Origin of the sequence: Sedimentitalea arenosa, from assembly GCF_016428585.1 — a bacterium.
GTDB classification, from domain to species: domain Bacteria; phylum Pseudomonadota; class Alphaproteobacteria; order Rhodobacterales; family Rhodobacteraceae; genus Sedimentitalea; species Sedimentitalea arenosa.
Genome location: NZ_JAELVR010000003.1, coordinates 234,401 through 260,857 on the forward strand (window position 1 = coordinate 234,401; position 26,457 = coordinate 260,857).

Consider the following 26,457-nt stretch of genomic DNA (forward strand, 5'->3'; position numbering starts at 1 on the left):
CGGGCCGCCACACTGGGAGAGCCGCAATGCCTGAAAGCGTCACCGTCGTCGATCACCCGCTGGTTCAGCACAAGCTCAGCCTGATGCGCGAGAAGGGCACCTCGACCGCCGTGTTCCGCCAGTTGCTGCGCGAGATCACCGAGTTGCTCGCCTACGAGGTGACGCGCGACATGGCGATGACGGTCAAGCGGATCGACACCCCGCTCGAGTCGATGGACGCGCCGACGCTGGCCGGCAAGAAGCTCGCGCTGATCTCGATCCTGCGCGCCGGCAACGGCATGCTCGACGGGGTGCTCGAACTGATCCCGCTGGCGCGGGTCGGCTTCATCGGGCTCTACCGCGACGAGACGACCCTGCAGCCCGTGCAATACTATTTCAAGGTGCCGCAGGGGCTCGACGATCGCCTCGTGATCGTGGTCGACCCGATGCTGGCGACGGGCAATTCCTCGGCCGCCGCCGTCGATCTGCTGAAAGAGGCCGGAGCGACCAACATCCGCTTCCTCTGCCTGCTCGCCGCCCCCGAGGGGGTCAAGCGCATGTCCGAGGCCCATCCGGACGTGCCGATCTTCACCGCCGCCGTTGACCGGGGGTTAAATGAAAAGGGATACATCATGCCGGGCCTGGGCGATGCGGGCGACCGCATGTTCGGCACCAAGTAGGCGCGGCGCGCCCTGCCGGAAGGCGACCGCGCGGCCGCATGGATTGTGAGGATCGAATGAGCCAGACGCGTTTCCTGATCGCCACCCTGTTCTGCCTGTTGCCGGCGTTGGGCCCGCTTTCGGCCCAGGGGCTTTCCGGCCCCGCCGACAGCCCGCCGCCGGGTTTTGCCGGCACCGAATATGTCGACGGGCGGGGCTGTGTCTTTGCCCGCGCCAGCATCGACGGCGTCGTGACCTGGGTGCCGCGCCGTGATGCGACCCGCGTGCAGGTCTGCGGGCGCACGCCCACCCGCACCGCCGCCATGGCGACCCCGGCACCGCGCAGCGCGGCCGCGCCGGCGGGCCAAACGCGCATCATTCCCCGGCACGTCTATGACAACCGCCGCAACACGGTGGTGATGGCCGTGCCGCGCGGCTACCGCCCGGCCTGGGACGATGGCCGGCTCAACCCGCACCGGACCGAGATGATCCTCGCGCCCAGCATGATCCGTCCGCATCGCGCGCCGCCGGCCGGTTTCACGGCGGGCTGGGGCGATGGGCGGCTGAACCCGCATCGCGGCGTCCGCAGCGCGCAGGGGGAGGCGCAGACCGATCGCATCTGGACGCGGACCGTGCCGCGCAGCCTGCGCCCGCTGCCGACCGACGTGCCGGTGGTGCAGATCGACCGGTCGGCCCTGCCGCAAGCCATCGCCTTCCAGGAACCGGGCCCGCCGATACGACAGCAGGCGGGCGGCCTCGCCGTGACGCGCCTGTCGACACGCGCGGGTGACGCACGTTTTCCGCCCAAGGCGGATCGCTGACTCCCGGCCTTGCGGGACCCGGATCGGGTCAGCCGCAGATCGATTGCAGCAGCAGCCAGTCGCGATCCCGCAGCACCGGCTCCGGCGATTGCCCCGCCATCGGGTCGGCCTCGATCAGGCTCAGCACGCTCTCGCCGCTGCCGTCCAGCGCATAGGCATAGGGGGTCGAGGGGATACCGGCCTCGGCGAACGCGCCCAGCAGGCTGTCGACCGCGTCCGGCGCGCGCTTGGCCTGCGTCATCCGTTCGGCATGGGCGTCGAGCGTGTCCTGCGTCACCTCGCCCGTCGTCAGCAGGCGGAACGTGGCCACCGGCCCCGCCTCGGCCAGCATCCGGGCCAGCGGATCCGAACCCGCCGCGCGCACCCGCTCGGCCAGCACATAGCCCGCCACCACGGCCGGATCCTCGTGATCCTCCAGCAGCGAACGGTGAATCAGAACGATCCCGCCCGGCAATGCCCGGCTGTCGGTGACCCCGGTGCGCAGCACGACCAGCTTGCGCACGCCGGTGCGCCGGGCCAGCCGCGTCAGCGCCGGCGCCGCCTCGGGTGTCAGGCAGGCCCGCCCCGCGACGCGCTCGATCCGGCCCAGCACCGCTTCGCCGATCGCCTGCCGCTTGACGGCCGGGACCACGCCCATCGTGTGCCGCACCAGCGCGCCCGGCAGCCACAGCGTCATCAGCAGGATCAGCGCCACCAGCACCCCGATCACGCTGGCCTGCCGCAACCGGCCAGGGCGCGGGCGGGTGCGCTCCACCGCCAGGCGCAGCTTCTCGATCGCCTCGACCATGGCGGTCTCGTTGGCGGCGATCTCGAGCGTTTCGCCGGGGTCGCCATCGGGGCAATAGATCGCCGGCAGCTCTCCGGGATTGACGCGGTCCAGCGCCGCCAGCGACCAATGCGCCAGCGCCGTCTCCTTCATGTCGGTGATGGTCAGGGTGGCCTCGCCGATCGACACGATCACGTCACGGCGCTGCTCCAGCGGACTCGCGCGCCACAGGCCGGAGGCTTCCAGCCGGTCGTATTCCTTCAATGCGGTCATCTGGCGGAGTCTGCACGGCCTCTCTTTGCGCCGGATGCTAGCACGGGCGGCAGGAGAGCGGCAAACGGCTTTGACGCCGCGCGCTCACAACCGCGCCGCGAGGCTGCGCAGCTCGAATTTCTGGATCTTGCCGGTCGATGTCTTGGGCAATTCCTGGAACACCACCTTCTTGGGTGACTTGAACCCGGCCAGCGTTTCGCGCGCAAAGGCGATCAGGTCGGCCTCGGTCGCGCTGGCCCCGTCCTTCAGCTCGACAAAGGCGCAGGGCACCTCGCCCCATTTCTCGTCCGGTTTTGCGACCACGGCGGCCAGCAGCACGTCGGGATGGTTCATCAGCACGCCCTCGACCTCGACCGAGCTGATGTTCTCGCCGCCCGAGATGATGATGTCCTTGGCGCGGTCGGCGATCTGGATATAGCCGTCCGGATGCTGCACGGCGATGTCGCCGGAATGGAAATAGCCGCCCTTGAAGGCCTCCGCCGTCGCCTCGGGGTTCTTGTAATAGCCCTTCATCACGCCGTTGCCGCGCATCACGATCTCGCCCTGCGCCGCGCCGTCCATCGCGATCTGGTGCATGGCGTCATCGACCACGGTGATATGCTCCATGAACGGCATGGCGACGCCCTGCCGCGCCTTGATCGCAGCCCGCGCCGGCCCTTCGAGGTGGTCCAGATGCGGCCCCCAGGTGCATTCGGTGGCCGGCCCATAGACCTCGGTCAGCCCGTAGACCTGCGTCACGTGAAAGCCCATCGGCTCGATCTTGGCGAGCGTGGCCGGGGCAGGGGGGGCGCCGGCGGTGAACACCTCGACGACGTGGTCGAAGTCGCGCCGCTCGGTCTCGGGCGCGTTGACCAGCGTGTTCAGCACGATGGGCGCGCCACCGAAATGGGTCGCCTTCTCGTCGGCGATGGCGTCGAAGATCGCCTTGGCGGTGATGTCGCGGCAACAGACGATCGTGCCGCCGACCATCGGCATCATCCAGGTGTGGCACCAGCCGTTGCAGTGAAACAGCGGCACGATGGTCAGGTAGCGCGGGCGCAGCACCATGCCCCAGCTGATCACCTGGCCCATGGCGTTCAGATAGGCGCCGCGATGGTGATAGACCACGCCCTTGGGCCGTCCGGTTGTGCCGCTGGTATAGTTCAGTGCGATGCTTTCCCATTCGTCCGCGGGCATCACCCAGTCGAAGTCGTGCTCGGCATTGCCCAGCACCTGTTCGTAGAGGGCGTGCCGCCCGCTCGCCGGATGGCCCGCCGGCGCGTCCGGCACCTCGATCAGGATCGGCGCGGGGCCCTCCAGCTGCGCGACGGCGGCTTCGACGGTGTTCAGGAACTGGCTATCGACCAGCACCACCTTGGCCCCGCCATGGCCGAGGATATAGGCCACCGTGCCCACATCCAGCCGCGTGTTGATCGCGTTCAGCACCGCCCCGCAGGCGGGCACGCCGAAATGCGCCTCGGCATGGGCGGGGATGTTGGGCAGCACCGTCGCCACCACGTCTCCGGGTTTCACCCCCAGCGCGGCGAGGGCGGCGGCCAGCCGCGTGCAACGGTCGTAATATTCGGCATAGGTCTTGCGATGCGCACCATACACCACCGCCAGCTCGTCCGAGAACACATGCGCGGCGCGGCGCAATCCCGACAGCGGGGTCAGCGGCACGTGGTTCGCGGCGCATTTGTCCAACCCGGTTTCGTCAGCCATCCATCCCATGATCTCGCTCCCTTGCCTGCTGGTCCGTCCCGATCTGGACGTGGATATTGCGCCGGGAACGCGCGAATGGAAAGTGGCGATCGGCCAGCGGCGCCCGTTGCGAGGATTGCGCTTGCGGCGCAATCGGCTAGCGTGCCGCCATGATCCTGAGCCCCGGCCGCACCTACGTCTTCATCCACATTCCCAAGACCGGGGGCACCTCGCTCGCGCTGGCGCTCGAGGCGCGCGCGATGCGCGACGATCTCATGCTGGGCGACACGCCCAAGGCGCTCAAGCGGCGGCGGCGGCTCGGCGGCGCACAGGCGCGCGGCCGGTTGTGGAAACATTCGACCCTGGCCGACATAGACGGCCTCGTGCCCGACGAAACCCTCAAGAACCTGTTCGCCTTCACCCTGGTGCGCAATCCCTGGGACCGGGCGGCCAGCTATTATCATTGGCTGCGCACGCAACAATTCGACCACCCCGCGGTCACGCTGGCGAAAGACACCGATTTCCCGGCGTTCCTGTCACACCCGCACACACAGGCCAGCCTGACGCGGCACCCGGCCCGCAGCTACATGCGCCGCGCCGACGGGGCGGAACAGTGCAACGCCTATATCCGCATCGAACACTTCGCCGAAGATGCCGCGCCGCTGTTTGCCCATCTGGGGTTCGATCTGACGTTGCCGCACGCCAACCGATCAACCCGCCCCGCCGACTATCGCGCCGCCTACACCGATCAAGCCGCCGAGATCGTCGCCTCCTGCTGTGCCGAAGACATCGCGCGCTTTGGCTATGCGTTCGACCCGTCGCCCTGACGCGCCACCAGCCGCCACAGCCCGTCGATCACGGCGCCCAATACTGCGGTCAGGACCACGACAAACAGGGCCGCTTCAAGTCGGAACAAGGCGTTTTCCGGCCCCGGTGCCAGGCCCATCAGGATCGCCGCGGTAAAGGCGGCGGCGGACCACGGGCCGGGATTGGGCAGCATCCGCAACCCGACCACGATCAGCGCAAAGGCCAGCGGTGCCGCCACGTCCGGCGGCAGGTCCAGAGGCGTGAGCAGAACCGCCGCCCCGCAGCCGAGCGTCGCCCCGACCCCATAGCGCAGCGCGCTGCGCAAAGTGCGGCCCTGCGGCGCGACCGCGCGAAAGATGAACAACAGCACCATCCAATACCCCAGCGGCGCGGCCTGCCATTCCACAACCCATGTGGTCACAACCAGCCCCGCGAACAGGAACAGGGCAAGGCCAAGCCCGAAGGCGGGTTTCGCCGGTGGGGCCGCAACCCGGCCTGTCAATCCCAAGACCCAGGTCGCGCCCGCGCCCCAAGCCACACCCAAAGAGAGAAACGGCAGGGCCGCCATCGGCTCCGGCGTCGACGGGACCAGCAGAACCGACAGGAACCCGTAAAGCGACAGGACAAAGGACCGCCCGCCCACGGTGCTGGCCTCGATCCCGGCGAGCGCGATCAGAACCGCGCCGATCATCCACACTCCGATGATCCCCGGTGAACCCGCCAGCAGCGCCACGGCAAGGATCAGCGTGCCCCCCGCGCCCAGCGATGTCCCGAGCCGCCCAAGCAGCCCCCCCGCCAGCCCCGCGATCAACCCGATTGCGGCCGGGACCAGACTGCCCTCCCAAAAGAAAGCGGTCGGCACCAGAAGCCCGGCACCGACCGCGATCAGAATGGCCACCATGGTCCAGGGCAGAACCGGGGCCGGTGGGGCAGGGCGCGTATCCTGTGTCATCTGCGCGCCCCGCCTTTTTCCTTACGCTGCCGCCGCTTCCGGGGCGAAGCGGCCATAGAAGGTCTGTCCCTTCTCGGCCATCTCGCGCAGCAGCGCCGGGCACTTGAAGCGCTCGCCATAGGCCGCTTCCAACTGGTCGCAGCGTTCGGCGGCATAGGGTGCGCCGATGATGTCCAGCCAGCTCAGCGGGCCACCCGACCAGGGCGCAAAGCCCCAGGCCAGGATCGCGCCGACATCGGCCTCGCGGATATCCTCGACCACGCCTTCCTCCAGCGCGCGGACCGCTTCCAGCACCTGCGCGAACATCAGCCGTTCCTGCACTTCGATCAGGTCTGGCTGCTTGTCCGCCAGCGGGTACTTGTCGTGGATGCCTTTCCAGTACCCCAGACGCTTGCCCTTCTCGTCATAGTCGAAGTAGCCCGCCTTGGCCTTGCGCCCCAGACGCCCCTGTTCCTCCATCCAGAACACGAGGTTGTCGGCCTCCGACGCCGGATAGTCGTCGCCCATCGCCTCCATCGTGGCGCGGGTGATCTTGGCGGCCAGGTCGATGCTGGTCTCGTCGCCAAGCTGCACCGGGCCGACCGGGAAGCCGAGCTGCTGCGCGGCATGGTCGATCAGCACCGGCGCGACGCCCTCGGTGATCATCCGCGTGGCCTCGTTGCCATAGGGGATGATGCAGCGGTTGCAGTAGAAGAACCGCGCGTCGTTGACCACGATCGGCGTCTTGCGGATCTGGCGCACGTAATCCAGCGCCTTGGCGACCGCGCGCGGGCCGGTCTCCTTGCCCTTGATGATCTCGACCAGCAGCATCTTTTCCACCGGGCTGAAGAAGTGGATGCCGATGAACTGCTCGGGGCGCTTGGACGCCTTGGCCAGGCCGGTGATCGGCAGGGTCGAGGTGTTGGAGGCGAAAATGCAATCCTCGGGGATGATCGCCTCGACCTTCTGGGTCATCTCGGCCTTCACCTTGGGATCCTCGAACACCGCTTCGATGATCAGGTCGCAGCCCTTGAGAGCGTCGAGATCCGGGGTGGCGGTGATGAGGCCCAGCATCGCCTCTTTCTTCTCGGGCGTCACCTTCTTGCGGGCGATGCCCTTGTCCAGATACGCCTCGGTATAGGCCTTGCCCTTGTCGGCGGCCGCCTGGTCGCGGTCGATCAGCACGACCTCGATCCCGGCCTGTGCCGACACCAGCGCGATCCCCGCGCCCATCATGCCCGCACCCAGCACGCCCAGCTTCTTGACCCGCTGATCGGCCACGTCCTTGGGACGTACCGCGCCTTTTTCCAGCGCTTCCTTGTTCACGAAGAGCGAGCGTACCATGGCGCTCGAGGACGGGTTCATCAGCACATGGGTAAACCAGCGCGCCTCGATCCGCAGCGCGGTGTCGAAATCGACCAGCGCGCCTTCATAGACCGCGCTCAGCAGCGCCTTGGCCGCCGGAAACGCGCCCTTGGTCTTGCCATGCACCATGGCGGCGGCCCCGACGAAGGTCATGAAGCCCGCCGGGTGGTAGGGCGCACCGCCGGGCATCTTGTAGCCCTTGGCGTCCCACGGCTTGACCAGGTCGGCATCCTTGGCGTTCAGCACCCACGCGCGCGCGGCGGCGACCGGGTCGTCCGCCACTTCGTCGATCAGGCCCGCCGCCTTGGCCTTGGCCGGCTCCAGCATCTTGCCTTCCAGCAGGAAGGAGGACGCCCCCATCGCGCCCAGCTTGCGCACCAGCCGCGTGGTGCCGCCACCGCCGGGGAACAGGCCGACCATGATCTCGGGCAGGCCGATCCGCGCCTTGGGGTTGTTGGCGGCAAAGATGCGATGCGTGGCCAGCGGCAGCTCGAGGCCGATGCCCGCCGCCGTGCCGGGCAGGGCCGAGGCGATCGGCTTGCCACCCTTCTTGGTCTTGGGGTCCATCCCCGCCAGCTCAAGCTTGCGCATCATGTGATGGCCCTGCATCACGAAATCGAACAGCGCCGCCGCCGGGTCGTCGCCCGACTGGTCACGGATCACCGCCAACTGGGTGAGGTCCATGCCCCCGGCAAAGCTGTCGGGCTTGCCCGAGGTGATGACGATGCCCTTGACCGCATCGTCGGCCAGCGCGTCATCCATCAGCGCGTTCAACTCGCGCATGCCGTCCATGCGCATGACGTTCATGGATTTCTCCGGAACGTCCCAGGTGATGATGGCGACGCCGTCGGCGTCCTTCTTCATTGTGAAATCGGTCATGTCTTGTCTCCTGATCCGGCGCTCTTACACGCGCTCAATGATCGTTGCCGCGCCCATGCCGGACGCGATGCACAGGGTCGCGAGGCCGGTCTGCTTGCCGGTGCGTTCCAGCTCGTCCAGCAGCGTGCCGATGATGATCGCGCCCGTGGCCCCCAGCGGGTGACCCATCGCGATCGACCCGCCGTTGACGTTGACCAGCTCCGGGTCGACGTCGAACGCCTGCTGGAAGCGCAGCACGACGCTGGCGAAGGCTTCGTTGACCTCGAACAGGTCGATGTCGCCGATCTCCATGCCGGAGTCCGCCAGGATCTTCTGCGTCACCGGCACCGGGCCGGTCAGCATGATGGTGGGATCGGTGCCGATCTTGGCGGTCGCCTTGATCCGGGCGCGGGGCGTCAGGCCCCATTTCTCGCCGAATGCCTTGTTGCCGATCAGCACGGCAGCGGCGCCATCCACGATGCCCGAGGAGTTCCCGGCATGATGGATGTGCTCGATCTTCTCCAGATGCGGGTACTTCAGCAGCGCAACGTTATCAAAGCCCGGCATCTGCTCGCCCATCATCTGGAAGGCCGGGTTGAGGCTGCCGAGGCTCTGCATGTCCGTCTGCGGGCGCATGTATTCGTCGTGATCCAGGATCGGCAATCCGTTCTGGTCGCGCACGGTGATGACGGATTTCGAGAACCGCTGCTCGTCCCAGGCCTGCTTGGCGCGGCGCTGGGATTCCATCGCCAGCGCGTCGGCCTGGTCGCGGGTAAAGCCGTATTCGGTGGCGATGATGTCGGCCGAAATGCCCTGCGGCACGAAATAGCTGTCGAACGCGACCGTGGGATCGGCCGCGATGGCGGCACCGTCGCTGCCCATCGGCACCCGGCCCATCATCTCGACCCCGCCGGCGATATAGGCGTCACCCGCCCCGCCGCGCACCTGGTTCGCGGCCAGGTTCACGGCCTCCATGCCGCTGGCGCAGAACCGGTTGATCGCAAGGCCCGGGATCGTCTCGTCGAGATCGGAGGCCAGAACGGCAGAGCGCGCAAGGCAGCCGCCCTGTTCCATCACCTGGGTCACGTTGCCCCAGATCACGTCCTCGACCGCGTGACCGTCGAGATTGTTGCGCTCCTTCACCGCGTTCAGCGTCAGGGCGGACAGGCGCAGGCTGGTGACTTCGTGCAGGCTGCCATCCTTGCGGCCCTTGCCGCGCGGAGTGCGCAGCGCGTCGTAGATATAGGCTTCGGTCATGGGTTTCTCTCCTTCAGGCGCGGTCCGCGGGGGAACCGGGCATCAGATCGTAGGGGGCTTTCCAGCCCGGTGTTTGCGAAAGACGCGTCAGCCACGCGTCGATATGGGGCCAGTCGGCCCTGTCGAACCCGAAAGGTTCGGGATAGTAGAGGTAGCCGCAGCAGGACAGGTCGGCATTGGTGATGCCGTCGCCGACGATCCAGTCGCGCCCCTCCAGATGCGCATTCAGCAGCTCGTAGGCGCCCTTGAGCCGGCCCTGGTTGAACGCGATAACCTCGGCCGGGCGCTTGTCCTCGGGCAGGAAGTTCATCAGGAACCGCGTCATCCCGGCCGTCGAGCTGAGCTTGTGGTTGTCCCAGAGCACCCAACGGAAGATCTCGTAGTTCTCGTCCCGGGTCTTGCCGCCGAACTTGCCCGATTTCTCGGTGACATAGGCCTGGATCGCGCCGGATTGCCCGGTCTTGAAATCGCCGTCCACCAGCACCGGGGCTTCGCCGAGGGCGTTCACATTCGCGCGGTACTCCGGGGAGCGGGTTTCCCCGTTGAAGAAGTCGACGAAGACCGGCTCCCAGTCCAGACCCGAGAGTTCCAGCGCCAGCGCTGCCTTGTAGGAGTTTCCGCTTTCACCGAAGCAGTAGAGTTTCATGGTCATGGTCGGCCTTTCGATTGTGATGGCGGAGCGGGGGTTTCACACCCCCGCACCCCCGTGGAGTATTTCGACGAAGATGAAGCAGCGGCGCCTTGGCGATAACCGGACGTTAACCTCGATGGGGCAGCCTCGCGGATGCGGTACAGGCTGGAGAGCCGATGACCGCCGAAGGTGAAGACGCCCCCGTCCGGATGGCAGTCGCCCAGTGGCGGGGGCGCATTTTCATCTTCGGAAAAATACTCCCGCCGGAGGCGGTCCTGCGTTTCCGCTTGCGATGGTGTTCGCAGGGTCAAAGCGACCTCGCAATCAGCTCTTTCATGATCTCGTTGGTGCCGCCGTAGATGCGCTGCACCCGTGCATCCGTCCACATTTCGGCGATGGCGTATTCCTGCATGTAGCCATAGCCGCCGTGCAGCTGCAGGCAGGCGTCGAGCACTTCGCCCTGGGTGTCGGTGGTCCAGTATTTCGCCATCGCGGCCTTCTCGACGCTCAGGTTGCCCGCGATCAGGTCGCGGATGCAGTCGTCCAGGAAGGCTTCCGCCACCTTGAGCTTGGTCTTGCATTCCGCCAGCTGGAACCGCGTGTTCTGGAACTGAAGCAGGTTGCCGCCAAACGCTTCACGCTCCTTGCAATAGGCGATGGTGCGTTCGACCGCACCCTGCATCGCGCCGACCGATTCGACCGCGATGATCAGCCGTTCCTGCGGCAATTGCTGCATCATCTGGTAGAAGCCGCGCCCTTCCTCGCCGCCGAGGATGTTCTCGGGCGGGATCTCCACGTCGTCGAAGAACAGCTCGGACGTGTCCGACGCGTGCTTGCCGATCTTGTCGAGGTTGCGCCCGCGGGTGAAGCCTTCGGCGCCCTCGGTCTCGACCGCCACCAGCGAGATGCCCTTGGCGCCGAGCGAAGGATCGGTCTTGGCGGCCACGAGGATCAGGTCGGCATGCTGGCCGTTGGTGATGAAGGTCTTCTGCCCGCTCAGCCTGTAGGCGTTGCCGTCCCTGACCGCCTTCGTCTTGATCGCCTGCACGTCCGAGCCGGCCGAGGGTTCGGTCATCGCCAGGGCGCCGACCATCTCGCCGCGCGCCATTTTCGGCAGCCAGGCCTTCTTCTGCTCTTCCGAGCCGTAGGCCAGCACGTAATGCGCCACGATGCCCGAATGGATGCTGTTGCCCCAGCTGGCCAGGTTGGCCCGTGCGGCCTCCATCAGGATCACCGCTTCGTGGCCGAAATCGCCGCCGGCGCCGCCGTATTCCTCGGGGATCGAGGAGCAGAGCAGGCCCAGTTCGCCCGCCTGCGGCCAGATGCTCTTGTCCATCTCGCCCTGGGTGCGCCATTTCTCGATCTGCGGCACCCAGGCGTCTTCGAAGAAAGTGCGGGCCATTTCGGCCAGCATCCGGTGTTCGTCGGTCATCCAGCTTTGGGACATGGGCGCTCCTTACGTCTTGTGGGGGTCGATCCCGGCCATGTGCCGGCCGGGTCGGGTCGCGTCGATCTCGCCGCGCAGGTCATCCACGTCACTGAACGCAAGGGCCCGCTCGCACATGCCTGCGCCGCCGGTCCGGGCGGCGGCAGGGCTGTGGGTCGGGCAAACGCGGTTCGGCATGATGTCCTGCAGCGAGAGTCAGGGGCGCGGCGACCCGCTTGGGGCCGCCGCGCCGAGGGATCAGAAGTTCGCCGCGTCCAGCGCCATCACCGTGTCCGCCCCGGTCTGGATGCGGGTCAGGTGCAGCGCCGTCGCCGGCAGTTGACGCGCCATGTAGTAGCGCCCCGTGGCCAGCTTTGTCTCGTGGAACGCCGCGTCAGCGGTGCCCGACTTCAGCGCGTCCATCGAGGCCTTCGCCATCCGGGCCCACATCAGGCCCAGGCAGACATGGCCGAACATGTGCATGAAGTCGGTCGAGCCGGCCAGCGCGTTGTTCGGGTTCTTCATGCCGTTCTGCATGAAATACATGCCGGCGGCCTGCAGGTCCTTGGACGCCGCCTTGAGCGGCTCGAGGAAATCCCGGTCGAAGGCTTCGTCCTGGCCGGCATTCTCCTTGGCATAGCTCTTCACCAGGTCGAAGAAGGCCATCACGTGCTTGCCGCCGTCCTGCGCCAGCTTGCGGCCGACGAGGTCGAGCGCCTGAACGCCATTGGCGCCTTCGTAGATCATCGCGATGCGGGCGTCGCGGGTGAACTGCGACATGCCCCATTCCTCGATATAGCCGTGCCCGCCATAGACCTGCTGGGCCTGCACCGTCATGTCATAGCCCTGATCGGTCAGGAAGCCCTTGATGACCGGGGTCAGCAGCGACACGAGGCCGTCGGCGTCCTTGTCTTGGCTGCGATGGGCGCGGTCGATCATCGTGGCGCCCCACAGGATGAAGGCCCGGGCACCCTCGACGAAGGATTTCTGGTCCATCAGGCTGCGGCGGATATCCGGGTGCACGATCAGCGGATCGGCCGGGCCGTCCGGGTTCTTCGCGCCGGTCACGTCGCGGCCCTGCAGGCGGTCCTTGGCGTATTCCAGCGCGTTCTGATAGGCCGCGTCGGCCTGGGCCAGGCCCTGCATGCCGACGCCCAGGCGGGCCTCGTTCATCATGGTGAACATGGCGCGCATGCCCTTGTGCTCCTCGCCCAGCAGGTAGCCGGTCGCCTCGTCATAGTTCATGACGCAGGTCGAGTTGCCATGGATGCCCATCTTCTCCTCGATCTTGCCGCAGGTCACGCCGTTGCGCGCGCCCAGGCTGCCGTCCTCGTTGACCATGAACTTCGGCACGATGAAGAGCGACACGCCCTTGATGCCCTCGGGGCCGCCGACGATCTTGGCCAGCACCAGGTGGACGATGTTGTCGGCCATGTCATGCTCGCCGGAGGAGATGAAGATCTTCTGGCCCGAGATCTTGTAGCTGCCGTCGCCCTGCGGTTCCGCCTTGGTGCGCATCAGGCCGAGGTCGGTGCCGCAATGCGGCTCGGTCAGGTTCATGGTGCCGGTCCATTCGCAGGACACCATCTTGGGCAGGTACATGTCCTTCTGCGCGTCGGTGCCGTGCGCAAGGATCGCGCTGGCCGCGCCGTGGGTCAGGCCCTGGTACATGGTGAACGCCTGGTTGGCGGCCGAGAACATCTCGCCCACGGCGGTTCCGATCAGGTAGGGCATGTTCTGCCCGCCATACTGCTCGGGCATGTCCAGACCCGGCCAGCCGCCTTCCTTGACCTGCTCGAACGCCGCCTTGAAGCCGGTCGGCGTGCGCACCACGCCGTTCTCCAGCGTGCAGCCCTCGGTGTCGCCCACGGCGTTCAGCGGCTGCAGCACTTCCGAGCTGATCTTGCCGGCTTCCTCCAGGATGGCGCTGGTGAAGTCGGGCTCCAGCTCGTCATATCCGGGAATGTCGGTCTCGGTGATCTTCAGCACGTCGTGCAGAAGGAATTGCATGTCCTTGGTCGGGGCGGTGTAGCTTGGCATCTCGGTTGTTCCTGTTGATTCAGTGTGGTCGATAGTCGGCAGTCGGGACCTTATGCGGTCACTCGGCGGCTTTCCGGTCCGGCCGGGCGTTGGCGATGATCTTCTCGCCCCATTCCAGCTGGCTCTTCAGTTCGTCGATCGCCTGGGTCAGCTCGTCGCGCTGACGTTCCATGTCGGCCAGACGTTCGCGGGCGATGTCGTAGGTGCGCACCAGTTGCGTGTGCTGCTGGTCGCCCATGTGGTAGAGGTCCAGCAACTGGCGGATCTCTTCCAGGCTGAAGCCGAAGCGCTTGCCGCGCAGGATCAGCTTCAGGCGAGCCCGGTCACGCTTGGTGAACAGGCGGCGTTGCCCGTCGCGGACGGGAAACAGCAATTCCTTGGATTCGTAGAACCGCAGGGTGCGCGGCGTCACGTCGAACGCGTCGCACATTTCGCGGATCGTCATCATGTCATCGGTCATAACTCATACTCTCGGTATCCGTGCTCACGAGAGGTAGGTGAGGGCGATGGCATGAGATTGCAACAGGCAGTTGACGTTGACGTAAGCTGAACGTCACGTCACTTCGCGCGGAGTTCGGAATGCCGGTCAAAGGCTCCGCCGGATGGCCGGAAACCGGATCGCGCCGGCCCGCTGTCCGGTCGTCCTTTCGGGGTCAGGCGAGGTTGGCGGCGGTCTCGTCGCGCAGGGTCTTCAGCTCGTGAATCGCCTCCTGGAGCTGCTCCAGCTGGCTCTCCAACTCGACCATCTGGCGATCGGCCATCTCGATGAAGGCCTGCGCCTGCGCGTCGGTGCCTTCCTTCTCGTAGATCAGCAGCCACTGGCGGATGTCTTCCAGCTGGAAACCGTATTTGCGCCCGCGCAGGATCAGGCTCATCCGGGCCGATTCCCGCGGTCCGTAGAACCGGGCGCGGCCTTCGCGGTCCGGTTGCAGCAACTCGATGTACTCGTAATAGCGAAGGGTGCGCGGCGTCACGTCGAACTTGGCGCACATTTCCTTGAATGACAGACGTGAGTCGGACATGCGTTCCTCTTCCCTGATGCTCAAACCGTAGGCGCAAGTCAGACCGAGCGCAACCAGCGGGCTTGCCCTTTGGCGCGCGGGCTGATCATAAGGGCGCCACGTCGGAAACAGGAGATTGGAGCCATGGTCGACAAGGTCAAGCTGGCGCGTCAGTTCATCGAGGCGATCCCGCATTCCAGGGCGCTCAACATGCAGCTGACGGATATCGGCGCAGGCACCGCCACGATCGAAATGCCCTATGACGACCGCCTGATCGGCGACCCCAAGACCGGGGTGATCCACGGCGGCGCGGTCTCGGCCATGATGGACACCTGCTGCGGCGCGGCGGTGATGAGCCACCCCTCCGCCCCCGGCGGCACCGCCACCATCGATCTCAGGATCGACTACATGCGCGCCGCGACGCCGGGTCAGTCGATCCGCACCACCGCGACCTGCTATCACATCACCCGCAACGTCGCCTTCGTGCGCGCCACCGCCACCGATGACGACATGGACCGCCCGGTCGCCACCGCGTCGGGCTCCTTCACCGTGGAGAAAGCCTGATGGCCCGCACCCGCCCCGAACCGATGCAGGTGGTCAAGCAACGCCGCGACGCCGCGCTCAAGGCGCTGGTGGAGGGCGTGCCCTATATCCGTTTTCTCGGGATAGAATTCGACCGCCGCGGCGACGAGCTGACCGGCCTGCTCAAGTTCGACGACAAGCTGATCGGCAACCCGTTCCTGCCCGCCATCCATGGCGGCGTGACCGCGGCCTTCCTCGAAACCACCTCGATCATCACGCTCAGCTGGGCCTACCTCTGGCCCGATATCGAAAGCGGCGCGATCGACACCGAAAAGCTGGCCGCCGGCGATCTGCCGCGCCTGCCCAAGACGATCGACTTCACCGTCGACTACCTGCGCTCGGGCCTGCCGCGCGACGCCTATGCGCGCGCCACGGTCTGCCGCGCCGGACGGCGCTATGCCTCGGTGCGGGTCGAAGCCTGGCAGGACAACCGCGACAAGCTCTTCGCACAGGCCAACGGGCATTTCCTGATGCCGCCGACCGATGCATCCCGCAGCGGCTGAGCAGGCGGGACCGATCACCCACCGCCGGGTGCTCAACATTGCCATCCCAATCGTTCTGTCCAACGCCACCGTGCCGATTCTCGGCGCGGTGGACACCGGCGTGGTCGGCCAGATGGGCCAGGCCGCGCCGATCGGCGCGGTCGGGATCGGCGCGATCATCATCTCCTCGCTCTACTGGATCTTCGGCTTCTTGCGCATGGGCACCACCGGGCTGACCAGCCAGGCCCATGGCGCCGGTCGCTCCGGCGAGGTGACGGCACTGCTCACGCGCGCCATCCTGTTCGGCGCCGCCGCCGGGGTGGCGCTGATCCTGCTGCAACTGCCGCTGTTCTGGGCCGCGTTCCGGCTGTCGCCCGCCTCGGCCGAGGTCGAATCGCTGGCCCGCGACTACATGGCCATCCGGGTCTGGTCGGCCCCCGCCGCCATCGCGATCTTCGGCGCGACCGGCTGGCTGATCGCGCTGGAACGCACCCGCGGCGTGCTGGTGCTTCAGCTCTGGATGAACGGGCTGAACGTGGCGCTCGATTTCTGGTTCGTGCTCGGGCTCGGCTGGGGCGTGCAGGGCGTCGCCTTCGCCACCTTCCTCGCCGAATGGAGCGGATTCGCCATGGCGCTCTGGCTCTGCCGCGACGCCTTCCGCAGCCCGGCCTGGCGCGACTGGCCGCGGATCTTCGACAAGGTCCGCCTGCTGCGGATGCTCAGCGTGAACGGCGACATCCTGATCCGCTCGCTGATGCTGATGGGCATCTTCGTCTCCTTCCTGTTCCTCGGGTCAGATTTCGGCGACGTGACCCTCGCGGCCAACCACATCCTGCTGCAATTCATCGAGATCACCGCCTACGCGCTGGACGGTTTCGCCTTCTCGGCCGAGGCGCTCGTCGGGCAGGCGGTCGGGGCCGCCAGCGTCCACCGCCTGCGCCGCGCGATCCTGATCTCGACCTTCTGGGCGCTGGTCGGCACGGTGATGCTGTCGATGGCCTTCGCGCTCTGGGGCGGGGCGCTGGTCGACCTGATGGCCAAGGTGCCCGCGGTGCAGGCCGAGGCCCGCGTCTACCTGCCCTACATGGTGCTGGTGCCGGTGCTCGGCGTCGCCAGCTGGATGCTCGACGGCGTTTTCATCGGCGCCACCCGCACCCGCGACATGCGCAACATGGCGATCCTGTCCACCGCCGCCTTCGCTGTCGCGGCGGCCCTGCTGGTGCCGGCCCACGGCAATCACGGCCTCTGGATCGCGTTCCTGTTCTCTTTCGTGGCCCGCGCCCTGACGCTCGCGGCGCGCTACCCGGCGCTCGAACGGGCGACCCGCGACGGCGCGCTCTAGCGGTCGGATCTTCCGGCCTGAGGTGCCGCCGCGCGCCGGCCGCCCTGGCATCGCGCGTATGCACGCGGTATGCACGCGATCTGCACGGGGTGCACACCCCGCGCCGGCCGCAATGTCAAACCCAGTCCGCGCGCCGGCTGCCCACCGCGTCCGCCACGTTGGCGAACCCGTCCCGCGCCAACAGCCGGTCCAGCCCTTCGGCGATCTCGGGCACCAGCGACAGCCCGCCATAGACCAGCGCGGTGTAAAGCTGAACCGCCGACGCCCCGGCGCAGATCTTCGCATAGGCGTCCTCGGCCGAGCCGATCCCGCCGACGCCGATCAGCGGAATTTCCCCGTCAAGCCGTACACTTAGCCGGGCCAGAACGCGGGTCGAGCGCTCAAACAACGGCGCGCCCGACAGCCCGCCGGTTTCGCCCTTGTGCGGGCTGCGCAGCCCGTCGCGCGCCAGCGTGGTGTTCGTGGCGATGATGCCGTCGATACCGGTGGCCCGCGCGACCGCGGCGATGTCGTCCAGTTCGGACTCCGTCAGGTCGGGCGCGATCTTGAGAAACACCGGGATCGGCCGGGCAAGCCCGTCGCGCGCCGCCATGACACCGGTCAGCAACGCGGACAGCGCGTCCCGGCCCTGCAGGTCGCGCAGCTTCTCGGTATTGGGCGACGACACGTTGACCGTGGCGAAATCGAGCTGCGGACCGCAGTGTGTCAGCACGGTCGCGAAGTCCTGCGCCCGGTCCGCGCTGTCCTTGTTCGCCCCCAGGTTGAGGCCGATCACAGCCTCGCGCGGCCGCGCCTCGAGCTGCCGTCCGATGGCCTCCATCCCCTTGTTGTTAAAGCCGAACCGGTTGATCGCGGCGCGATCCTCCATCAGCCGGAACAGGCGGGGGCGCGGGTTTCCCGGCTGCGGCCTCGGCGTCGCCGCGCCGACCTCGAGGAACCCGAATCCCGCCTGCGCCAGCGGCGCCAGCGCCTCGGCGTTCTTGTCGAACCCGGCAGCCAGCCCGACCGGGTTGGGCAGCGTCATCCCCGCCAGGTCGCACCGCAGCCGCGGCGAACTGATGGGCCCGGGCCGCGGCGTCATGCCGGCCTTCAGCGCGCGCAACGCCAACCCGTGCGCGGTCTCCGGATCGACCCGCCGCAACAGGGCCAGCCCCGCGCGCTCCAGCGTCGTCACGACAGACCCTCGGGAAACCGGTGCCGACCGTCCTGCAACGGCAGCGGTTGGGACCACAGCACATCCACCATGCGCAGCGGGCCGTACAGATGCGGAAACAGCGCGCCGCCGCGCGAGGCTTCCCACTTGAGCGCCGCGCCGAGGCCATCCGCCTCGACCGCCAGCAGCACCAGCCCGTCGACCCCGGCGAAATGCTTCGCGGCGGTTTCGGCGACCTGTTCGGCGGTCGAGAAATGAATGTAGCCATCGGCCAGATCGACCGGCGCGCCCGCGCTCGTTCCGGCCTCGCGCAGCGCCGCCCACTCGTCGGCGCGGAGTATCTTGTAGATCAACATGGCGGCGGTCATGCCCCGGTGGCGGCAATCGGTCAAGCGTGATCGCGACTCCCTTTGACAGCGCGCGCAAACGGACGCACGATCCCGGCAACAAGAACATTGCCAGGGAGTTTCCACATGCTGTTCCGACTGATGACCTCCGCCGCCGCGCTCGGCCTGACGGCCGGGGTGGCCGCCGCCGATTACACGCTGACGATCCTTCACACCAACGATTTCCATGCCCGCTTCGAGCCGATCAGCAAGTACGACAGCACCTGCGGCACTGAAGACAACGCCGAGGGCAAGTGCTTTGGCGGCTCCGCCCGCCTGGTGCGCGCGATCGAGGACGCGCGGGCCCGCAGCGACAACGCGATTCTGGTGGATGGCGGCGACCAGTTCCAGGGCTCGCTGTTCTACACCTATTACAAGGGCAAGGTCGCGGCCGAGATGATGAACAAGATGGGCTATGACGCGATGACCGTGGGCAACCACGAATTCGACGACGGCCCCGAGGTGCTGCGCGGCTTCATGGATGCGGTCAGCTTCCCGGTCCTGATGTCCAACGCCGATGTCTCGCGCGAGGAATTGCTGGCCGACACGCTGCAGAAATCCACCGTGATCGAACGCGGTGGCGAAAAGCTCGGGCTGATTGGCCTGACCCCCGAGGACACGCGCGACCTCGCCAGCCCGGGCCCGAACATCACCTTCAGCGATCCCGTCGCCGCGGTGCAGGGCGAGGTCGACAAGCTGACCGAAATGGGCGTGAACAAGATCATCGTGCTCAGCCATTCGGGCTATGGCGTCGATCAGCGCGTCGCTGCGGGAACAACCGGGGTCGACGTGATCGTGGGCGGCCATTCCAACACCCTGCTCAGCAACACGCTGGACGGTGCGGCGGGCCCCTATCCCACGATGGTGGGCGACACCGCGATCGTTCAGGCCTATGCCTACGGCAAGTTCCTCGGCGAGCTGAACGTGACCTTCGATGATGCGGGCAAGGTCGTGTCTGCGGTTGGCGAACCGCTGATCATGGACGCCACCGTCGAGGAGGACGGCGACACGGTCGCGCGCATTTCGGAGCTTGCCGGGCCGCTGGACGAGATCCGCAACCGTGTGGTCGCCGCGGCCGCCACCGAGATCGACGGCAACCGCGACACCTGCCGCGTGCAGGAATGCCAGATGGGCAACCTGGTGGCCGATGCGATGCTGGCGCGGGTCGCCGACCAGGGCGTGCAGATCGCCATCGCCAATTCCGGTGGGCTGCGCGCCAGTATCGATGCCGGCGAGGTCACGATGGGCGAGGTGCTGACGGTGCTGCCGTTCCAGAACACGCTGTCGACCTTCCAGATCAGCGGCGAGGGCGTGATCGCCGCGCTGGAAAACGGTGTCAGCGAGGTCGAGGAGGTCAAGGGCCGGTTCCCGCAGGTCGCTGGCCTGAAATTCACATGGGACCCGTCCGTCGCGCCGAACGAGGGCCGGATCGTCGAGGTGCTGGTCGCCTCGGAAGAGGGGTTCGTTCCGATCGACCCGGCAGCGACCTACACGGTCGTAACCAACGACTATGTGCGCAAGGGCGGCGACGGCTACGACATGTTCTCGGGCGACGACAAGAACGCCTATGACTACGGCCCCGACCTGGCGGACGTCACGGCCGAATACCTCGCGGTCAACGCGCCTTACCAGCCCTATGTGGACGGGCGCATCGTCCGGAAGTAAAGCCGGATTGCCCGCGCATGTGCGGACGGTTCGCGATCACCTTGCCCCCCGATGCGATGGCCCAGTTGTTTCAGGCCCGTCCGGCCAACGATCTGCCGGACGTGCCCAACTACAACGTCTGCCCGACCGACGCGGTGCATGTGGTGCGTCCTGGCGAGACGGGCCGCGACCTCGTGGCAATGCGCTGGGGGTTCCTGCCGCATTGGTACAAGACACCCACGGATGGGCCGCTGCTGATCAACGCGCGGGCCGAGACGCTGGCCGAGAAACCGGCCTTCCGCGCGGCCTGCCGCGAGCAGCGTTGCCTGATCGTCGCCAGCGGGTTCTACGAGTGGACCAAGGCGAGCGATGGCACGCGGTTGCCTTGGTACATCAGGCGCCGGGACGGTGCGCCGATCGCATTCGGCGGCGTCTGGCAGACCTGGGGCAAGGACGACCCGGTGACGACCTGCGCCATCGTGACGACCGCCGCCAATGAGCGCCTCTCGGAGATACACCACCGGATGCCGCTGATCCTTGCCGCGGCGGACTGGCCGCTGTGGCTGGGCGAGGCGGGCAAGGGCGCTGCGCGTCTCATGCGCCCGGCGGACGAGGACGTGGTCGAGGCTTTCCGCGTCGGCCCGGCCGTCAACTCGAACCGTGCAAGCGGGCCCGAATTGGTCGAACCGTTGCCCGACGCATGAGAAGGAAAGCGCCTTTCACAGGCGTTCCGGGCGCGCTAGAGGGGGCGCATGTCTGACCGTTTCGCCTGCCTGCCTGATCTGCTGAATCATGGTTTCGATACCGTGATCGACGTGCGCAGCCCGTCGGAATACGCCGAGGACCACGTGCCGGGGGCGATCAACCTGCCGGTTCTGAACGACGTCGAGCGCGCCGAAGTCGGTACGATCTACGTCCAGCAGAGCCCGTTCCTTGCGCGCAAGCTGGGCGCCGCGCTGGTCTTTCGAAATGCCGCCGCGCATATCGAATCCGAGCTGCGCGATTTCGACGGGGGGTGGCGCCCGCTGGTCTATTGCTGGCGCGGCGGGCAAAGGTCGGGATCCTTCGCCTGGATGCTGGGCCAGATCGGCTGGCGGACCGGGCTGATCGAGGGCGGTTACCGCAGCTATCGCCGGCTGGTGAACGACATGCTCTACCAGACCCCGCTGCCGCATCGCCTGATCGCGCTCGACGGCTATACCGGCACCGCCAAGACCGAGTTTCTGCACCTCTTGGCAGCGCGTGGCGTTCAGGTGCTGGATCTGGAAGGGCTGGCGGATCACCGCGGCTCGATCCTCGGCAGCACGGGGCGCGACCAGCCCAGCCAGAAGGGGTTCGAGACCCGGCTGGCACAGGCGCTCTGCGCGCTGGACCCAACCCGCCCGGTTGTGGTCGAGGCCGAGTCCAACAAGATCGGGCAACGCCTCATCCCACCCAGCCTCTGGGCCGTGATGAAGTCCGCGCCGCGGATCGAGATTGCCGCGCCGATCGCCGCGCGCACCGCCTATCTGGTGCGGGTCTATGACGACATCCTGTCAGACGGGGCGCGGCTCAAGTCTCTGCTGTCCCATCTGCGGGCCTTTCGCGGCAATGCGATCGTCGATGACTGGTTCGCGCAGATTGATGCCGGTGACCGGTCGGGCGTGACCCGCGCCCTGATGGAGCAGCACTACGATCCATCCTACGACAAGTCCCGCAAGGCCGTGGACGCACCAGTGCTGGCCCGGGTGGCGGCCGAGACGCTCGACGCACGCGGTCTCGACACACTTGCGGCACGAATAGAGGCGCTGGTCGGTCAGTCCAGCGTCAGCAGTCCCACCTGATCGGTCAAGGCGCCGATACGCGCGGCCGGAATGCCCTGTTCGCGAAGCGCGGCGAGAATCGCGTCGGCCTCGCCCGGATCGACCGCGGCCAGCAACCCGCCGGCGGTCTGCGGATCGAACAGCAGATCGGCCTTGCCGCCCGTGGGCAGTTCGGGAACCAGCGCGCGGTTCTCGGGATACAGGGTCGAGCGGATGCCCTCTGCGGCCATCTCCTCGGCCCCGTTCAAGGCCGGGATCGCGTCCAGATGAAGCACAGCGCCGGTGCCCGAGGCTTCGCAGATGCCATGCAGGTGTCCGGCCAGGCCAAACCCCGTGACGTCGGTCATTGCCCGTGCCGACGCCAACAACCGTGAAGCGGTCGTTTGCGGACGCACCATATGGTCCAGCGCCGCAGCGATCCACTCGCCCCGCGCCGCGCCGGCCATGTCGGCGGCCATCAGCACGCCGCTGCCGATCGGCTTGGTCAGGATCAGGACGTCTCCCGGTCGTCCGCCCGCCAGCGTGATCGGATCGCGGGTACAGAGCCCGGTCACGGTGAACCCGATGGTCATCTCGCTGCCAACAGAGGAATGGCCGCCGACGATCTCGGCACCTGCGGCACGAAACACCTCGGCCGCAGTCTGCATGATTTCGCCGAGCGTCCGCTCCTGCAGCGCAGGGGCGAGGCGGGGCAGGATGATCGTCGCCGTAGCCGCCTGCGGCTCGGCCCCCATCGCCCAGATATCGCCGAGCGCGTGCACGGCGGCGATCCGCGTCATCACCACCGGGTCCTCAACGAGGGCGCGCAGGTGATCGGTCGTCATGACCTGTCGCGCTCCGCCGGTCTGCAACAGGGCGGCATCGTCGCCGGGCAACGTGGTCACGTCGGTCCGGTCGGTGCCGGGCAGCGCCGAAAGGGCACGCCTGAGCGCGCCGCGACCGACCTTCGCGCCGCATCCGCCGCACATCGGCTTGTCGCCGAGCGCCTCCTTGAGGCCGCTGGTGTGCACCGGCGGCAACTCGCCCGCGTCCATCACCGGCAGGTCGCGGAACTTGCCGATGAACTTGCGGTCGATACGATCCTTCCACCGCCACATCAGAGGGCCGGACAGGGTCAGGCCGAACCGTTCGGCGAGGGCCGATTTCTCGCCCATCGAGATCAGCTTGAGATAGTCTTTCTGTGGCTGGTAGCGCCGCATCTGGCCGCCGGTCATCGCCGCGCAGAGATTGTCATACAGGATCGGCGCCTGTCGCACCGCATAAACGCCCGCCTTGGGCCGCGGCGCATGGGTCATCGCGGCGCAATCGCCTACGGCGAACACCGAGGGGTCGCTGGATTGCAGGGTCGCGCCGACAGTCACGAAACCGTCGCGAGCGTCCAGTCCGCTCTGCCCGATCCAGTCATAGGCCCGTGCCCCGGCGGCCCCGGTGGTGAACCCGGATGGGATGGATTTGCCATCGGACAGCAGGACGGCCTCGGTCGTGATCTCAGCCACCTCGACCCGCTCCAGGACCTTGATCCCCAGCGCCGCCATCTGCGTCAGCAGCGTTTCGCGCGCCCTTGTCCCGATATCCGTCAGTGCGTCCGAGCGATCGATCAGCGTGACTTCTGCCACGCGCCCGCGGACGGACAGCGCATGGGCCATCGCCATCGCAAGCTCGCAGCCCGCGACGCCTGCACCCAGCACCACGACCGGCGCCGACCCGTTGGCCTCATCCTCAAGAAAGGCCCGCCAGCGGGTGGCGAATGGCCCGAGCGGTTTCGCAGGCACCGCGTGGTCGGCGAAACCGGGCAGGCCCGGCATGTCCGAGGTGATGCCGATATCGACCGAGCAGAGGTCAAAGGCGATCGGCGGACGCCCGGGTACATGTACCAGCCGCTGTTTCAGGTCCAGCTCTTCCGCCGCCCCGAGAATGACCCTCGCGCCGGCGAACCGGGCGAGCCGGACAAGGTCGATGTCCAGCTCCTCCCGATCGTAGTGCCCGGCCACGAACCCCGGCAACATCCCTGAATAGGGCGCCGTCGGGCCGGGGTTGATCACGGTGACGCGCGCGCCGGGCAGGGGACGCATCCCCCATTTCCGCAGCACCAGCGCATGGGTATGGCCACCGCCGATCAGTACGAGGTCATGGGTCAGGGGAAGGTGGGCGTTCTGCATGGATCCGGTTGTATCGGCTTTTGACACCCGCGCAAGGCGGCGCATGCTGACGGAAAGCGGCGCAATCGTGATTGTCCAGGGCGAAGGGATTGCGGCACTCTATGAGCGGTTCAATTCGAAAAGGGAAGATGTCATGCGAAACCTCATCGGAATCCTCCTGATGCTGGCGCTCGTCGGCACCTCTGCCGTCGCCGCCCAGGAACTGAGCGAGCGTGACGGCTGGGTGATCCTGCCGACCGCGCAGAACCACGCGGACCTGGTCGAGTCCGTCAGGACCGCGACCCAGGCGAACCAGATGGGGGTGGTGACCGAGGCCGGCCCGACTGCCATGGCCGCGCGGCGCGGTATCACAATCCCGGAAAACCGTGTGATCGGTATCTTCAACAATGATTTCGCAGTGCGCATCCTCGCGCTGTCGACTGCCGCGATGATCGAGGCTCCGATTCGCATCTATGTGACCGAGAACGAGGACGACACCGCCACGCTGTCCTACAAGACGCCGAGCCACGTCTTCGCGCCCTACATGGATGAAGGCGGGCGGGACCTGGCCGACATGGCGGCCGAACTCGACGCGCGCTTCGCGGCCATCGCCGCGGCGGCGACAGACCCGTCACAGTGACGTGAAGGGGCTTGCCGCGGCGCGCGCGCTTCGCCACTGCGGTCGCACCATTTCCGGCCGGAGCATGACCGAATGACATCCCCCACCTTGCGCGCTGCCGATGTGCTCGCCAAACGGCTCTACGAGGCAGGCTGCCGTCACGCGTTCGGGATGCCGGGCGGAGAGGTTCTGACCCTTGTCGACGCGCTCGAGGCAGCCGGTATCCGCTTCACCCTGGTCAAGCACGAGAACGCTGCCGGGTTCATCGCCGAAGGCGTCCATCACCAGGACGGCGCCCCCGCGATACTGGTCGCAACCATCGGTCCGGGCGCGATGAACGGGGTGAACGTGGTCGCCAACGCGCACCAGGACCGGGTGCCGATGATCGTCCTGACCGGCTGCGTCGATGCAGACGAGGCATTGACCTACACACATCAGGTTCTCGACCATGCGGCGGTGTTCACCCCGATCACCAAGGCCAGCTTTCGCCTGACTGCAACGGGGGCCGATACGATCGCCGACAAGGCGATCAACTGCGCCACCGATCCGCGACCCGGGCCTGTGCATGTGGATGTGCCGATCTCGGTCGCCGACGCAGTGGTCCCCCTCTCGCGCCCGCGCCGCCGCTGCCCGGCCAGCGCGACCGCACCTGCGGGAGCCGACCTCGCGCTGGCCCGCGACTGGTTGGTGCAGGCGGAAAGACCGCTGGCGGTGATCGGACTGGACGTGTTGGACGGCGACACGGGCTGCGTGCTGCGCGCCTTTGTCGAGCATTTCGATATCCCCTTCGTCACGACCTACAAGGCCAAGGGTGTGATCGCCGAAACCCATCCGCTCTGTCTCGGCGCAGCGGGTCTGTCACCTCTGGCCGACAGCCACCTGCTGCCTCTGGTGCGCCAGGCGGACCTGATTGTTGCCATCGGCTACGACCCGATCGAAATGCGCCCGGGCTGGCGCGATGCCTGGGATGTCGACCTGCAGAAGGTCGTGGATATCGCGGCGGTCGCCAACACGCACTACATGCACCAGGCGAGCCTTGAGATCATCGCCGACATACCGGCGACGGTCGAGGCGCTGGCCCATGGATTGAAGGCCCGCAAGAATTGGCCCGAGGGTCAGCCCGACGCTACGCGCAACGCATTGCGTTCGGCCTTTCCGACGGAGGATGACTGGGGGCCGGCGGCGGTCATCGCCGAAGCACGCGACGTCTTGCCCGAGCAGACGCTCGCCACGGTGGACAGCGGCGCGCATCGCATCCTGCTGTCCCAGATGTGGACCTGCATGGCACCGCGCGATCTTGTCCAATCCTCCGGGCTCTGTACCATGGGCTGCGCCGTTCCCCTCGCGATCGGACGCAAGTTGGCCGCGCCCGATCGCCCGGTCGTCTGTTTTTCGGGCGATGCGGGCTTCCTGATGGTCGCAGGCGAGCTCTCGACCGCCGCCGAACTTGGCACGGCGGTGATCTTCGTGGTGTTCGTCGATGCGAGCCTTGCCCTGATCGAATTGAAACAACGCCAGAGACAGATGGCGAACAAGGGGGTCGATTTCGGCCGCCACGATTTCGCCGCCATCGGTCGCGCCTTTGGGGGCAATGGCGTGCGTGTTCGGTCGCGCGAAGAATTGCGCATCGCGCTTGAACAGGCGCTGACGGCTGATCGTTTTACCGTCATTGCCGCCGAAATCGATGCGCAGGGATATGACGGGCGCATCTGATCGCTTGCGCGACACGGTTCGGTAAGGATCACGAAACGGCGATTCCGTGCCACCATGCGCGCCGCCTTGCCGATGCGGGCGCACCTGTGGCGACTAATCGCC

General features: G+C 67.1%; 25 protein-coding genes. 11 read left to right on the forward strand and 14 right to left on the reverse strand.

Features of this window, described 5'->3' with window-relative positions:
* The first annotated feature begins 26 nt into the window (after positions 1-26).
* Positions 27-659: a uracil phosphoribosyltransferase gene (gene upp, locus JF290_RS05805; RefSeq protein WP_199023819.1), complete on the forward strand. Its 633-nt coding sequence runs from the start codon at positions 27-29 to the stop codon at positions 657-659.
* 56 nt (positions 660-715) lie between these two features.
* Positions 716-1,459: a hypothetical protein gene (locus tag JF290_RS05810; protein ID WP_199023820.1), complete on the forward strand. Its 744-nt coding sequence runs from the start codon at positions 716-718 to the stop codon at positions 1,457-1,459.
* A gap of 28 nt (positions 1,460-1,487) precedes the next feature.
* Here JF290_RS05810 and JF290_RS05815 read toward each other — a convergent pair whose 3' ends face one another.
* Both JF290_RS05815 and JF290_RS05820 read right to left on the reverse strand, forming a co-directional pair.
* On the reverse strand, positions 1,488-2,498 hold the full coding sequence (locus tag JF290_RS05815) for a hypothetical protein (RefSeq protein WP_199023821.1): 1,011 nt from the start codon (positions 2,496-2,498) through the stop codon (positions 1,488-1,490).
* Positions 2,499-2,582: 84 nt separating this feature from the next.
* Positions 2,583-4,208: an AMP-binding protein gene (locus JF290_RS05820; RefSeq protein ID WP_199023822.1), complete on the reverse strand. Its 1,626-nt coding sequence runs from the start codon at positions 4,206-4,208 to the stop codon at positions 2,583-2,585.
* Between the two features lie 140 nt (positions 4,209-4,348).
* On the opposite strand from JF290_RS05820, the gene JF290_RS05825 reads away from it, so the two are divergent.
* Positions 4,349-5,005, forward strand: a complete 657-nt coding sequence (locus tag JF290_RS05825) for a sulfotransferase family 2 domain-containing protein (RefSeq protein WP_199023823.1) — start codon at positions 4,349-4,351, stop codon at positions 5,003-5,005.
* Here the strand turns inward: JF290_RS05825 and JF290_RS05830 are convergent.
* The 9 genes from JF290_RS05830 to JF290_RS05870 all read right to left on the reverse strand — a co-directional run bounded on the left by JF290_RS05830 (position 4,981) and on the right by JF290_RS05870 (position 14,515).
* On the reverse strand, positions 4,981-5,937 hold the full coding sequence (locus tag JF290_RS05830; RefSeq protein WP_199023824.1) for a hypothetical protein: 957 nt from the start codon (positions 5,935-5,937) through the stop codon (positions 4,981-4,983). The two genes, JF290_RS05825 and JF290_RS05830, sit on opposite strands and share 25 nt — an antisense overlap.
* Positions 5,938-5,958: 21 nt before the next feature.
* Positions 5,959-8,160 carry a 3-hydroxyacyl-CoA dehydrogenase NAD-binding domain-containing protein gene (locus tag JF290_RS05835; protein ID WP_199023825.1) on the reverse strand — a complete coding sequence of 734 codons (2,202 nt, stop codon included), beginning with the start codon at positions 8,158-8,160 and terminating at the stop codon, positions 5,959-5,961.
* Positions 8,161-8,184: 24 nt separating this feature from the next.
* Positions 8,185-9,396, reverse strand: coding sequence for an acetyl-CoA C-acetyltransferase (locus JF290_RS05840; protein WP_199023826.1), 1,212 nt, complete (start codon positions 9,394-9,396; stop codon positions 8,185-8,187).
* A 13-nt stretch (positions 9,397-9,409) separates the two neighbouring features.
* The gene (locus JF290_RS05845; RefSeq protein WP_199023827.1) at positions 9,410-10,048 is read right to left on the reverse strand and encodes a glutathione S-transferase family protein; all 639 of its coding nucleotides are present in this window, start codon (positions 10,046-10,048) and stop codon (positions 9,410-9,412) included.
* Positions 10,049-10,334: 286 nt separating this feature from the next.
* Positions 10,335-11,474 (reverse strand): acyl-CoA dehydrogenase family protein, encoded by a 1,140-nt coding sequence (locus tag JF290_RS05850; protein WP_199023828.1) that lies wholly within the window; start codon positions 11,472-11,474, stop codon positions 10,335-10,337.
* A 9-nt stretch (positions 11,475-11,483) separates the two neighbouring features.
* Positions 11,484-11,651, reverse strand: coding sequence for a hypothetical protein (locus JF290_RS05855; RefSeq protein WP_199023829.1), 168 nt, complete (start codon positions 11,649-11,651; stop codon positions 11,484-11,486).
* Positions 11,652-11,711: 60 nt separating this feature from the next.
* Positions 11,712-13,493 (reverse strand): acyl-CoA dehydrogenase C-terminal domain-containing protein, encoded by a 1,782-nt coding sequence (locus JF290_RS05860; protein ID WP_199023830.1) that lies wholly within the window; start codon positions 13,491-13,493, stop codon positions 11,712-11,714.
* 58 nt (positions 13,494-13,551) lie between these two features.
* The gene (locus JF290_RS05865; RefSeq protein ID WP_199023831.1) at positions 13,552-13,953 is read right to left on the reverse strand and encodes a MerR family transcriptional regulator; all 402 of its coding nucleotides are present in this window, start codon (positions 13,951-13,953) and stop codon (positions 13,552-13,554) included.
* A 193-nt stretch (positions 13,954-14,146) separates the two neighbouring features.
* Complete coding sequence (locus tag JF290_RS05870) at positions 14,147-14,515, reverse strand: MerR family transcriptional regulator (protein ID WP_199023832.1); 369 nt, start codon at positions 14,513-14,515, stop codon at positions 14,147-14,149.
* A gap of 123 nt (positions 14,516-14,638) precedes the next feature.
* Between JF290_RS05870 and JF290_RS05875 the strand changes: the two genes are divergently transcribed.
* From JF290_RS05875 to JF290_RS05885, 3 genes are read left to right on the forward strand one after another with little or no spacing between them, the layout of a single operon-like run.
* On the forward strand, positions 14,639-15,058 hold the full coding sequence (locus JF290_RS05875) for a PaaI family thioesterase (RefSeq protein WP_199023833.1): 420 nt from the start codon (positions 14,639-14,641) through the stop codon (positions 15,056-15,058).
* Positions 15,058-15,579, forward strand: coding sequence for a PaaI family thioesterase (locus JF290_RS05880; protein WP_199023834.1), 522 nt, complete (start codon positions 15,058-15,060; stop codon positions 15,577-15,579). Before JF290_RS05875 ends, JF290_RS05880 begins: the two co-directional genes overlap by 1 nt.
* Positions 15,560-16,900 carry an MATE family efflux transporter gene (locus JF290_RS05885; RefSeq protein WP_199023835.1) on the forward strand — a complete coding sequence of 447 codons (1,341 nt, stop codon included), beginning with the start codon at positions 15,560-15,562 and terminating at the stop codon, positions 16,898-16,900. Before JF290_RS05880 ends, JF290_RS05885 begins: the two co-directional genes overlap by 20 nt.
* A gap of 115 nt (positions 16,901-17,015) precedes the next feature.
* Here JF290_RS05885 and JF290_RS05890 read toward each other — a convergent pair whose 3' ends face one another.
* Both JF290_RS05890 and JF290_RS05895 read right to left on the reverse strand, forming a co-directional pair.
* Positions 17,016-18,074, reverse strand: a complete 1,059-nt coding sequence (locus JF290_RS05890) for a quinone-dependent dihydroorotate dehydrogenase (protein WP_199023836.1) — start codon at positions 18,072-18,074, stop codon at positions 17,016-17,018.
* Positions 18,071-18,409, reverse strand: coding sequence for a DUF952 domain-containing protein (locus tag JF290_RS05895; RefSeq protein ID WP_199024010.1), 339 nt, complete (start codon positions 18,407-18,409; stop codon positions 18,071-18,073). The genes JF290_RS05890 and JF290_RS05895 overlap by 4 nt, the downstream gene beginning before the upstream one ends.
* A 117-nt stretch (positions 18,410-18,526) precedes the next feature.
* Here JF290_RS05895 and JF290_RS05900 point away from each other — a divergent pair, with 117 nt between their 5' ends.
* From JF290_RS05900 to mnmH, 3 genes are read left to right on the forward strand one after another with little or no spacing between them, the layout of a single operon-like run.
* Positions 18,527-20,104, forward strand: coding sequence for a bifunctional metallophosphatase/5'-nucleotidase (locus tag JF290_RS05900; RefSeq protein WP_199023837.1), 1,578 nt, complete (start codon positions 18,527-18,529; stop codon positions 20,102-20,104).
* 17 nt (positions 20,105-20,121) lie between these two features.
* A complete protein-coding gene (locus JF290_RS05905; RefSeq protein WP_199023838.1) occupies positions 20,122-20,787 on the forward strand; it encodes an SOS response-associated peptidase in 666 nt (221 codons plus the stop codon).
* 48 nt (positions 20,788-20,835) lie between these two features.
* Positions 20,836-21,906 carry a tRNA 2-selenouridine(34) synthase MnmH gene (mnmH, locus tag JF290_RS05910; RefSeq protein ID WP_199023839.1) on the forward strand — a complete coding sequence of 357 codons (1,071 nt, stop codon included), beginning with the start codon at positions 20,836-20,838 and terminating at the stop codon, positions 21,904-21,906.
* On the opposite strand, the gene selD is transcribed toward mnmH, so the two are convergent.
* The gene (gene selD, locus JF290_RS05915; protein WP_199023840.1) at positions 21,879-24,044 is read right to left on the reverse strand and encodes a selenide, water dikinase SelD; all 2,166 of its coding nucleotides are present in this window, start codon (positions 24,042-24,044) and stop codon (positions 21,879-21,881) included. The genes mnmH and selD overlap by 28 nt on opposite strands.
* A gap of 133 nt (positions 24,045-24,177) precedes the next feature.
* Between selD and JF290_RS05920 the strand changes: the two genes are divergently transcribed.
* Both JF290_RS05920 and JF290_RS05925 read left to right on the forward strand, forming a co-directional pair.
* Positions 24,178-24,663 (forward strand): DUF302 domain-containing protein, encoded by a 486-nt coding sequence (locus tag JF290_RS05920; protein ID WP_199024012.1) that lies wholly within the window; start codon positions 24,178-24,180, stop codon positions 24,661-24,663.
* 72 nt (positions 24,664-24,735) lie between these two features.
* Positions 24,736-26,355, forward strand: coding sequence for a thiamine pyrophosphate-binding protein (locus JF290_RS05925; protein WP_199023841.1), 1,620 nt, complete (start codon positions 24,736-24,738; stop codon positions 26,353-26,355).
* The last annotated feature ends 102 nt before the right edge of the window (positions 26,356-26,457 follow it).